The following is a 9,280-nucleotide window of genomic DNA, read 5'->3' as shown; positions in this document are numbered from 1 at the left end:
ACTAGCCAAACGTGGCACACGGCTCAGTGAACACGCTCACCGATACCGTACGGGATGTTCTAAAGTGTCCGCTTCCAGCACCACTATTTCGCATCCTGCCTGGGATGTCTCGATACATGGCTCCGCAAAGGAACAGCATGACCGCTTACCCAGCCCTGCGTGCCGCGGGGGCGACTGATGTCGGCCGGGTCCGCGAGGTGAACGAGGACTCGTTCGTCATGCTGCCCGCGGTGGCCGTCGTCGCCGACGGGATGGGCGGTCATGCGAGTGGCGACGTGGCCAGCGCTCTCGCGGTGGAGACCTTCCAGAGCCGCTTCGCGACGATCTGCCCGGTTCCCGAGGACATCCAGGACGCCGTCCACGCCGCCAACTCCGCGATCACCTCGGAGGCGGCTCGCAACTCCGAGAAGCAGGGCATGGGTACGACCCTGACCGGCGTGGCGCTCGTCGAGTTCGAGGGCGCTCCCCACTGGCTGGTGTTCAACGTCGGCGACTCGCGCGTCTACCGGCTCTCGCCGGCCGGCGTCACGCAGGTGACCATCGACCATTCCGAGGTCGCGGCCATGGTCGAGGCGGGCATGATCACCGCCGCGGAGGCCCGTGTCCACCCGCTGCGCAACGTCATCACCCGGTCGCTCGGCACCTACCCGTCTCCCGAGGCCGACACCTGGCTGATGACCGTGGCGCCCGACGACATCTTCCTGCTCTGCTCCGACGGCCTCACCGGCGAGCTCGAGGACCACGAGATCCATGAGATCGCGTCCAAGACGCTCGGTGTCGGCGGAAGCATCGACAACCTGGCCCAGAGGCTGGTGGACGCTGCGGTTGCTTCGGGTGGGCGCGACAATGTCACCGTGGTACTCGTGACACCCCCTCCCTCGCTCTTCGCCGTCCCGACGGAAGTCGACGCCTCCTCGTCCCATGAGTGATACCGCTACCTACTGTGCTGGGCACTGGCTCGCGTTGAAGGGCGACCAGTGCTGGGCGCTCGTCCAGCTCGGGCCCGGTGACCCGCGGGTCACCGGCGTCCAGGCAGCGCTGGCCGACCCCCACCCGGTTGACGCGATCGCCGGTCTGCTCTCCGCCGACGGGCCACGCGCCCCCGGCTTCGCGCTGGTCGGGCGCGAGGGCCCACGCGTGCGGTACGCCGTGCGCTCCCCCGCCAAGGTGACCGCCGTCGTCAATGAGGTGCCGGTCTTCATCGACGGCATCGACGTCGCCGGCAGGTGGGCCGACGGCCACTTCGCCGCCGTCCCCGAGCGGGCCGAGCTCGCCAACGGGGCCTGGGGCGGGATGGAGGAGGACCAGCCGCTGGTCGACACCGCCCACGCCCGCTCGCTGGACGTCGTCTTCGACCCCAACTTCTATGTCCAGGTGCAGCAGCACGTCGACTCGACCATGGCGCCGCCGCTGGACCACACCATCCGGCGCTCGGATCTGGCCGCCGCTCCGCCGCCCGCCGCGCCTCCTCCGGCCATGCCGAGCGCCCCCTCGTTCCAGAGCCCTCCCCCGTCGCCCGTGCCGCCGCCACCGGTGGCGCCGCCCCAGCCTGCGCCCGAGTCCAAGAAGGGCATCATCGACGGGCTTCCGTGGCGGAAGAAGGGTGCCAAGAAGCCCGACCCGAACGCGTGGGGTCCGCCGGACCGGCAGCCCTCACCCCCGCCCGCGACACCGCCCGCGCCGCGGCCCACCGCGCCTCCTCCGCCGATGCCCGCGCCGGCGCCTGCGCCGTCGCCCACCCCGCCCAACGACATGGCGACCCGCGTGCGCGACGTCGCGACGCCGACCCCGGTGCCGCCGGCGGGCGGACCGACCGTGTGGGCGGTCTACTGCCCGCAGGGCCACGCCTCACCGCCCTACTCCCCGACCTGCCGCATCTGCCGGATGGCGCTGCCGCCGCACCAGCAGCCGGTGTCGGTCCCGCGCCCCGCGCTGGGCCAGCTCAAGCTGGGTGACGGCCGAGTCGTCATCCTGGACCGAGGTGCCGTCTTCGGGCGGTCGCCGCGCGCCGATGCCAGTGGCAACACGGGGGCCGGTGGCGTACCTCCGCATCTGGTGAAGGTGATGCTGCCCGACATCAGCCGGCTGCACACCGAGGTGCGCCTGGAGGAGTGGCAGGTGCTCGTCCGCGACCTCGGCTCCGCCAACGGAACCTACCTGACCCTGCCCGGTGGGCGGCCGCAGCAGATGCGGCCGATGGAGGAGTACGCCCTGGAGCCCGGCGCCGTGGTGAGCCTCGCCGGCTCCATCAACCTGACGTACGAGGTCCTCGGGTGACCCAGACACCACACCCCGAGCTCGGTCCCGAGCTGCCGGGGATGACCTGCCTGGGCCGGCTCGGCTCGGGCGGCTTCGCCGACGTCTACCTCTACGAGCGCCACCACCCGAAGGTCCGGGTCGCGGTGAAGCTGATGCGGTCCTCCGACCTCGCCGAGGCGCAGCGGGCGCAGTTCGCCGCGGAGGCGGCGGTGATGGCCGAGCTGGCCGAGCACCCGTTCATCGTGCCGGTGCACAGCGCCGGCGAGACGCCGGACGGCCGCCCCTACCTGGTGATGGGCTACTACCCCAACGCCGACCTCGGTGCCCGCGTCCGCAACAACCCGATGAAGGTGCAGGACGCGCTGCGCTTCGGGATCCAGATGGCCTCGGCCGTCGAGACCGCCCACCGCGCCGGGATCATCCACCGCGACATCAAGCCGTCCAACATCCTGCTCTCCCGCTACGACGTGCCCGGCCTGGCCGACTTCGGTATCGCCGGCCGCCCGCGCGACGACGAGGGTGACATCGGGGTCTCGCTGCCGTGGTCGCCACCCGAGGTCCTCACCTCGGCGTCCAACGGCTCGGTCGCCTCCGACGTCTACTCGCTGGCCGCGACCGTCTGGCACCTGCTCGTAGGCCGCTCGCCGTTCGCGGAGCGGGGCAACAACTCCGACCGCGCCGTCTTCTCCCGCATCCTGCACACGGCGCCGCCGGCAACCGGGCGCCCGGACGTGCCGCCCTCGCTCGACCGCGTCCTCCAGCAGGCGATGGCGAAGGACCCGGCCTACCGGCCGAGGACGGTCCTCGACCTGGCCCGGCACTTCCAGCGGATCGAGCAGGAGCTGCGGCTGGGACGCACCGAGGTGCAGGTCCTCGACCGCGATGCCGGCGGCAGCGGGTCGATCCCGGTCGTTCCCGACATCCCGGCCGCGCGGGGTGAGGGTCCGACCACGGGCTCGGGCCGTTCGCGTCTCCCCTCTCCGCCCTCCGACCCGGAGATGGAGAAGGCCACCGAGCTCAAGCCGCCGTCCCAGGTGATCGCGCAGGCGCCGATCACCCAGCCGCCGGCCTCGCTCGCGTCGGCGCCGGTGGCGGATGCCGGTTCGGCCTCGGCCGACCGCACCCGGTTCAGCTACCCGCGGGCGGAGGAAGGCCCCTCGGTCCTCACCGGCGCGCGCCCGGAGAGCCGCAGCAAGACCCCGGCGATCATCGGCGTCGTCGTCCTCTTCCTCATCGCCGCCGCCATCGGCATCGTGCTCTCCCGCGGCGGCGACGACGAGAAGCCCGACGAGGTCCCGCCCCCGCCCGTCGAGACCGACCTCCCCGGTGTCACCGGCCCGGCCGCCCCGGGCAAGGTCAAGGGCACGCTCAAGGGCAACCGCGCCGTATTCACCTGGTCCGGCGTGCCCGGAGCGACCGGCTACAAGTGGGTCGGCGACAACTCCACCAGCGGCAACGTGGACCGGCCCAAGGCGGTCGTACGCCTCGACGGTGCCACCAAGGTCTGCATCCAGGTCCGCTCCCTCGGGGAGAACGGCAACGTCTCCCAGGGCGCAGCCCAGGCCTGCGTCAGCAAGTAGCCCGGCGCAGGCGATACTGGGCGCATGCCGAACACCCCTGTGGCCACGTCAGCGAAGCTGGCGGACGGACGCGAGATCTGGTTCTTCGACGAGCAGCCGACGCTGCGGTCGGTGCACGACGAGCGGCCGCTGGAGCCGCGGGCGGGCGGGTCGCAGCTGCGCTGGGACCGGCTGACCGCGACCTGGACGGCGGTGGCGGGGCACCGGCAGACGCGTACGTTCAAGCCACCCTCGGACGAGTGCCCGCTGTGCCCGTCGGTCGATGGGCGGCTGACCGAGATCCCGGCCGAGAGCTACGACGTCGTCGCCTTCGAGAACCGGTTCCCGGCGCTCTCGACGGTCGCGGTCGGCGAGGCGACCGGGGAGCCGTTCGTCTCTCAGCCGGGGCGTGGCCGGTGCGAGGTCGTCTGCTTCACCAGCGACCACGAGCAGAGCTTCGTGGACCTTCCTCCCGAGCGGGTGCGGACGGTGCTCGCGGCGCTCGCGCACCGCACCGAGCAGCTGACGGCGATGCCGGAGGTGGCGTACGTCTTCTGCTTCGAGAACCGCGGCGAGGAGATCGGGGTGACGCTGCAGCACCCGCACGGGCAGATCTACGCCATGCCGGTGCTGCCGCCGCGGATCGAGTCCCTCGTGAACGCCGCCGACGCCCACCGCGAGGAGACCGGCGAGTGCCTGCAGTGTGCGGTGCTCGCCGACGAGATCGCCGACGGGTCGCGGATCGTGGCCGAGAACGGGACGTTCGTGGCGTACGTGCCCTATGCCGGCCGCTGGCCCTACGAGATCCGTGTCGTGCCGCGGCGCCACGTGGGCTCGCTGCCCGGACTGACCGCCGACGAGATGGACGACCTCGCCGCGCTCTACCAGGAGTGCCTGCGGCGGATGGACGGGCTCGACGACGCCGGCCCGGTGCCCTACATCGCCGGCTGGCAGCAGGCTCCGACCGGCCGGGAGGACACCTGGCACCTGGCGGCCGAGATCTTCACCATCCGGCGGGCTCCGGGGCGGCTGAAGTACCTGGCCGGCATCGAGTCCGGCGTCGCGCTCTGGGTCAACGACATCCCGCCGGAGACCGCCGCCGAGCGGCTCCGCGACGCTCTCTAGAGCCCCTGCCAGTCCGGCTTCCCGGCGTAGACCTCGCGGTAGTAGTCGCGGCGTACGAGCCGGGAGGCCGCGGCCTCGTCGAGGAGGACCGAGACGTGGCCGTGGAGCTGCAGGACCGACGCCGGGCAGGTCGCCGAGAGCGGGCCCTCGACCGCGGCGGCGACCGCCTCCGCCTTGCCCTCCCCCGTGGCGAGGAGGAGCAGATGACCGGCTCGGGTGATGGTGCCCAGGCCCTGGGTGAGCACGTGGTGCGGCACCGCGTCGGGTGAGCCGAAGAAGCGCGCGTTGTCCTTGCGCGTCGTCGCGGTGAGCGTCTTGATCCGGGTCAGCGAGGCCAGCGACGAGCCGGGCTCGTTGAAGGCCAGGTGGCCGTCGGAGCCGATGCCGAGGATCTGTACCTCGATCCCGCCCGCGGCCACGATCGCCGCCTCGTAGCGCTCCCCGGCCGTCGGCAGCGTCTCCTCGGTCGGGTCGGGACCGTGGACCCGCTCGGGCGGGATGCCGATCGCGTCGGTGAACTCGCGCCGGATGGTCGCCAGATAGGACTGCTCGTGCCCGTTGGGCAGGCCGACGTACTCGTCCAGGTTGAACGTCTCCACGCCGTCGTAGGACGGCCCGCGACCGTCCCGGGCGCGCCGGATGAGCTCCTCGTACGTCGCCAGAGGCGTCGAGCCGGTGGCCAGCCCGAGCACCGCGGGGGTGCCGGCGGCCGCCCGGCGGCGTACGACGTCTTCGATCGTGTCCGCGGCGAGGGATGCGACCTCGGCGGGGGTGTCGAGGACAACTACTTCCATGTCAGTCCTTCGTCGGGGTGATCAGGGCGGCGCCGATGGCGGCGACCGGGGCGGCCGAGACCACCCGCAGGCGCGAGGCGAGCTCGAGGGAGGCGAGGAAGGGGGACGTCTCGGTCTGCCGGACCAGCGCGAGCGCGATCGCCTCCCGCAGCGGCTCGCCGACCGTCGCGACACCCCCGCCGATGACGACGCGTTCGGGGTCGACGGCGAGAGCGAGGGAGCGTACGGCCGCGGCGACGCCGTCGGCGAAGCGGTCCCGCACGATCACGGCCGCCGGGTCGCCCGAGGAGGCTGCGGCGAAGAGCGCCGCGGCGGGGTGGCCGGTGGCCGTCGGCCAGGCCGCCGCGAGCGCGGCACCGGAGGCGACCAGCTCGAGGCAGCCGCGCTGGCCGCACCCGCACACCGGGCCCTCCGGGTCGACCGGGAGGTGCCCGACCTCCCCGGCGGCGCCGTGGAAGCCTCGGCGGAGCGCGCCGCTGAGGTAGAGGCCGGCCGCCAGGCCGGTGCCGAGCGAGAGGTAGACCAGGTCGTCGACGTCCTCGACGGCGTGCGCGCCGAGGGTCGCCGCGTTGGTGTCGTTCTCGAGGGTGACGACCGCTCCGGTGCGGGCGCCGAGCAGCTCCGCGAGCGGGAAGGCGTCGCCGTCCAGGCCCAGGTTGACCGCATGCTTCACGGTGCCGGCGCGGGTGTCGACGATGCCGGGGATGCCGACCCCGATCGAGCGGATCTCGCCGCCGTCGAGCGCGTCACGCAGGCTCGTGACCACCGCGGCCGCGCTCTTGACGACGCCCTCGCCACCGGGGGTGGTAGCGGCTCGGTCCTCGGCCAGCACCGCCCCGTCGGCGCCGATCGCGATGCCGTGGATCTTGGTGCCGCCGATGTCGAGGCCCACCCGTGCGCCGTTCATCGGTTCCAGCCCGATCGTCGCAGCACCTCGGTCACAGCGGCCACGCCCGGCAGGGAGAACCCCTGTGGACACAGTCGTGGCACGCCCCTCCGGTCGTACGCCCCGGGCCACCCCCACTCCACCAGCACCGCGACGCCCGGGAGCTCGGCGACGGTCCGGCCGACCTCGGGACGGCGGTGCGCGTCACGTACCTGCACGATGAGGGGTGCGTCGGGGAGATCCGGGAGCGGGTCGCCGGGACGGATCACGATGTCCGGCGGCAGCCCCCACGGCACGTCGCCCACGGCGATGTTGGCCTCGGTGTCGACGGTCACGACCTGGGCTCCGGCGAGGTGCGGGATCTCGCTGATGTCGTCGCTGGCCGTCGCGAGCGCCCGGCGAGCGCCCTCGACGGAGCGTTCCTCGAACCGAGGGTCGAGCTCGCCGTCCGGACGCTGCTGCGCGTCGGCGAGGTCGGCGAGCAGCCGGTCGATGCGGGCGACCGCGTCCTGGAGCCGCTCCAGCGGCAGCTCACCGGACTCGACTGCGGCCACGATCGCGGCGGTCGTCTCGTGGACCAGCGAGGTGGGCTTGTCGGGGCCGAGGAGAAGCAGGTCGGCGCCTGCCTTGAGCGAGAGCACCGCCGCGGCGGGGATCCCCCGGCTCGCCGAGGCACCGGCCATGTCGAGGGCGTCGGAGACGATCGGGCCGTCGTAGCCCAGCTCGCGCAGCAGTCCCAGCACCGGCGCGGAGAGCGTTCCGGGCAGCTCGGGGTCGAGGGCGGGCACCACGATGTGGGAGGTCATCACCGAGGCCGCGCCGGCCTCGGCGGCCGCCAGGAACGGGACCAGCTCACGGCTTCGCAGGGTGTCCAGAGGGGCGTCGAGGACGGGGAGGGCGACGTGGCTGTCCTGTCCGGTGTCACCGTGGCCGGGGAAGTGCTTGACGCAGGCGGCGACCCCGGTCGACTCCAGGCCCTTCACCCATGCCGCGACGTGCTTGGCCGCCACGCCGGCGTCGTGGGAGAACGACCGGGTCGCGATCACCGGGTTGTCGGGGTTGGAGTTCACGTCGGCGACCGGTGCCAGGTTGAGGTTGATGCCGGCTCGCGCCAGCCGCAACCCGACCGCCCGGCCGGTCTCCTCGGTCAGCGCCAGGTCGTCGGCCGCGCCGAGGGCGGCGGCACCGAGCACCGAGGAACCGGTGAGCGCCTCCAGGCGGGTGACATCCCCGCCCTCCTCGTCGATGGTGATCACCGGCGCCCAGCCGCCCTCGGCGGATGCGGCCCGGATCTCGGCCGCCAGGCTGCGTACGGAATCCTCACCGGCCTCGGTGTTGGGGCCGAAGAGGCAGATCCCGCCCAGACCCTCGCGGAGCAGCTCGGCGTAGCCGGGCGGCAGGGTCGGGCCGGCGAAGGCGGAGACCTGGACGCGCAGCGCCAGGGTCTCGACGGTGGTCGGGGAAGACATCACGACACCCCCAGCTCACCGGCGAGGACCAGCACCGCGGCGCCGACGATGACGACGTCCTCGCCGAGCGTCGACGTACGGAACTCCAGCGGCTCGCCGCTGACCGGCATCGTCCGCTCGCGGATGATCCGGTCGGCGGTCTCGCGCAGCGGTCCGTCCAGGAGATCGGCCGGCCCGGAGAGGACCAGCTCGTGAAGATTCAGGGTTCCGACCACAGGGGCCAATGCCTTTCCAAGATGTTCGCCGGCTTCCACGAGCGCATCGTCGTGGGCTGTCTCGAGTCGCTCCCGCAGGCGCGGCACCGCGAGGAAGGTCTCCAGGCAGCCCTGTCGGCCGCATGCGCACCGAGGACCCTCGGGGTCGACGGTCACGTGCCCGACCTCACCGGCGGCGTCGACGAACCCGTGCAGCAGCGCCCCTTCGAGCACCAGCCCCGCACCGACACCGGTGCCGACCCGGATGAGCATCAGGCCGCCGTCGCCGGACTGGCCGAAGGTGTACTCCCCCAGCACTGCGGTGTTGGCGTCGTTGGCGACGTACGTCGGTCGGCCGGTCTCACGGCGCACCTGGTCGGCCAGCGCGACATCGGTCCAGCCCAGGTTGGGCGCGGCGACCACGGTGCCGTCGGCTGCGACGACACCGGGGCTACCGATCCCGATGCCGAGGATCGGCCGGTCGGTGCTCGCGATCAGCTCGGTGACCAGCTCCTTCACGAGGCGTACGGCCTCGCTTCCGGTGCGGCCCTCGCGGCACCTGGTGGTGCGATGGACGACATCGCCGGTCAGGTTGAGCACCGCTCCGGCGACCTGGTCGTCACCGGAGACGTCGATGGTCACGATGTGCGTGGCGTCGGCGGCGAGACCGACCAGCATCGGCGGCTTCCCGACCCGGCTCTCCACCGGCGCGCCGAGCTCCTCGACGAGCCCGTCCTCGAGCAGGCTGCCCACCAGATCGGAGACCGTCGCCCGGGTCAGACCGGAGGCTCGAGCCAGGTCGGCGCGGCTCGCCGGACCCACCGCGAAGAGGTGCTGGAGCACCAGGGATCGGTGATGCCGCCGCGCATCTTCCTGCAGCAACTTACCGATCGGCCGCAACGTACGACGTCTCGCCTTGGACATGTTTGTTAGTCCATCGTACTTATTAATGCTGCGTCAAGTCGACACGACATTTTCCTCGCCGAGAGGTCGC

General features: G+C 72.6%; 8 protein-coding genes. 4 read left to right on the top strand and 4 right to left on the bottom strand.

The genetic code is table 11. The annotated features are described in order from the left end of the window. Positions 1-137: 137 nt before the first annotated feature. From ABTX24_RS16310 to galT, 4 genes are read left to right on the top strand one after another with little or no spacing between them, the layout of a single operon-like run. Positions 138-929 carry a PP2C family protein-serine/threonine phosphatase gene (locus ABTX24_RS16310; protein ID WP_160026547.1) on the top strand — a complete coding sequence of 264 codons (792 nt, stop codon included), beginning with the start codon at positions 138-140 and terminating at the stop codon, positions 927-929. Next, on the top strand, positions 922-2,277 hold the full coding sequence (locus ABTX24_RS16305; RefSeq protein WP_160026546.1) for an FHA domain-containing protein: 1,356 nt from the start codon (positions 922-924) through the stop codon (positions 2,275-2,277). The genes ABTX24_RS16310 and ABTX24_RS16305 overlap by 8 nt, the downstream gene beginning before the upstream one ends. Beyond that, positions 2,274-3,839, top strand: a complete 1,566-nt coding sequence (locus ABTX24_RS16300; RefSeq protein WP_350840937.1) for a serine/threonine-protein kinase — start codon at positions 2,274-2,276, stop codon at positions 3,837-3,839. Before ABTX24_RS16305 ends, ABTX24_RS16300 begins: the two co-directional genes overlap by 4 nt. A gap of 24 nt (positions 3,840-3,863) precedes the next feature. After that, positions 3,864-4,943: a galactose-1-phosphate uridylyltransferase gene (galT, locus tag ABTX24_RS16295; protein ID WP_160026544.1), complete on the top strand. Its 1,080-nt coding sequence runs from the start codon at positions 3,864-3,866 to the stop codon at positions 4,941-4,943. Here the strand turns inward: galT and nagB are convergent. From nagB to ABTX24_RS16275, 4 genes are read right to left on the bottom strand one after another with little or no spacing between them, the layout of a single operon-like run. Continuing rightward, on the bottom strand, positions 4,940-5,737 hold the full coding sequence (gene nagB / locus ABTX24_RS16290; protein ID WP_350840935.1) for a glucosamine-6-phosphate deaminase: 798 nt from the start codon (positions 5,735-5,737) through the stop codon (positions 4,940-4,942). The two genes, galT and nagB, sit on opposite strands and share 4 nt — an antisense overlap. 1 nt (position 5,738) lies before the next feature. Further along, positions 5,739-6,644, bottom strand: coding sequence for an ROK family protein (locus tag ABTX24_RS16285; RefSeq protein ID WP_350840933.1), 906 nt, complete (start codon positions 6,642-6,644; stop codon positions 5,739-5,741). After that, complete coding sequence (locus tag ABTX24_RS16280; protein WP_350840931.1) at positions 6,641-8,092, bottom strand: glycoside hydrolase family 3 N-terminal domain-containing protein; 1,452 nt, start codon at positions 8,090-8,092, stop codon at positions 6,641-6,643. The genes ABTX24_RS16285 and ABTX24_RS16280 overlap by 4 nt, the downstream gene beginning before the upstream one ends. Next, positions 8,092-9,210 (bottom strand): ROK family transcriptional regulator, encoded by a 1,119-nt coding sequence (locus tag ABTX24_RS16275; protein ID WP_160026540.1) that lies wholly within the window; start codon positions 9,208-9,210, stop codon positions 8,092-8,094. The genes ABTX24_RS16280 and ABTX24_RS16275 overlap by 1 nt, the downstream gene beginning before the upstream one ends. Positions 9,211-9,280 lie beyond the last annotated feature (70 nt).

This window comes from Nocardioides sp. NPDC127514 (genome assembly GCF_040302125.1).
GTDB lineage: Bacteria > Actinomycetota > Actinomycetes > Propionibacteriales > Nocardioidaceae > Nocardioides.
The sequence above is the reverse complement of the archived record's forward strand: the minus strand, read 5'-3'. Positions and strand labels throughout refer to the sequence as shown.

What these genes read in the sequence shown, in the direction of transcription:
- ABTX24_RS16305 (WP_160026546.1), top strand. Translation starts at nt 922, where the DNA reads ATGAGTGATACCGCTACCTACTGTGCTGGGCACTGGCTCGCGTTGAAG.
- ABTX24_RS16275 (WP_160026540.1), bottom strand. Translation starts at nt 9,210, where the DNA reads ATGTCCAAGGCGAGACGTCGTACGTTGCGGCCGATCGGTAAGTTGCTG.
- nagB (WP_350840935.1), bottom strand. Translation starts at nt 5,737, where the DNA reads ATGGAAGTAGTTGTCCTCGACACCCCCGCCGAGGTCGCATCCCTCGCC.
- ABTX24_RS16285 (WP_350840933.1), bottom strand. Translation starts at nt 6,644, where the DNA reads ATGAACGGCGCACGGGTGGGCCTCGACATCGGCGGCACCAAGATCCAC.
- galT (WP_160026544.1), top strand. Translation starts at nt 3,864, where the DNA reads ATGCCGAACACCCCTGTGGCCACGTCAGCGAAGCTGGCGGACGGACGC.
- ABTX24_RS16280 (WP_350840931.1), bottom strand. Translation starts at nt 8,092, where the DNA reads ATGTCTTCCCCGACCACCGTCGAGACCCTGGCGCTGCGCGTCCAGGTC.
- ABTX24_RS16310 (WP_160026547.1), top strand. Translation starts at nt 138, where the DNA reads ATGACCGCTTACCCAGCCCTGCGTGCCGCGGGGGCGACTGATGTCGGC.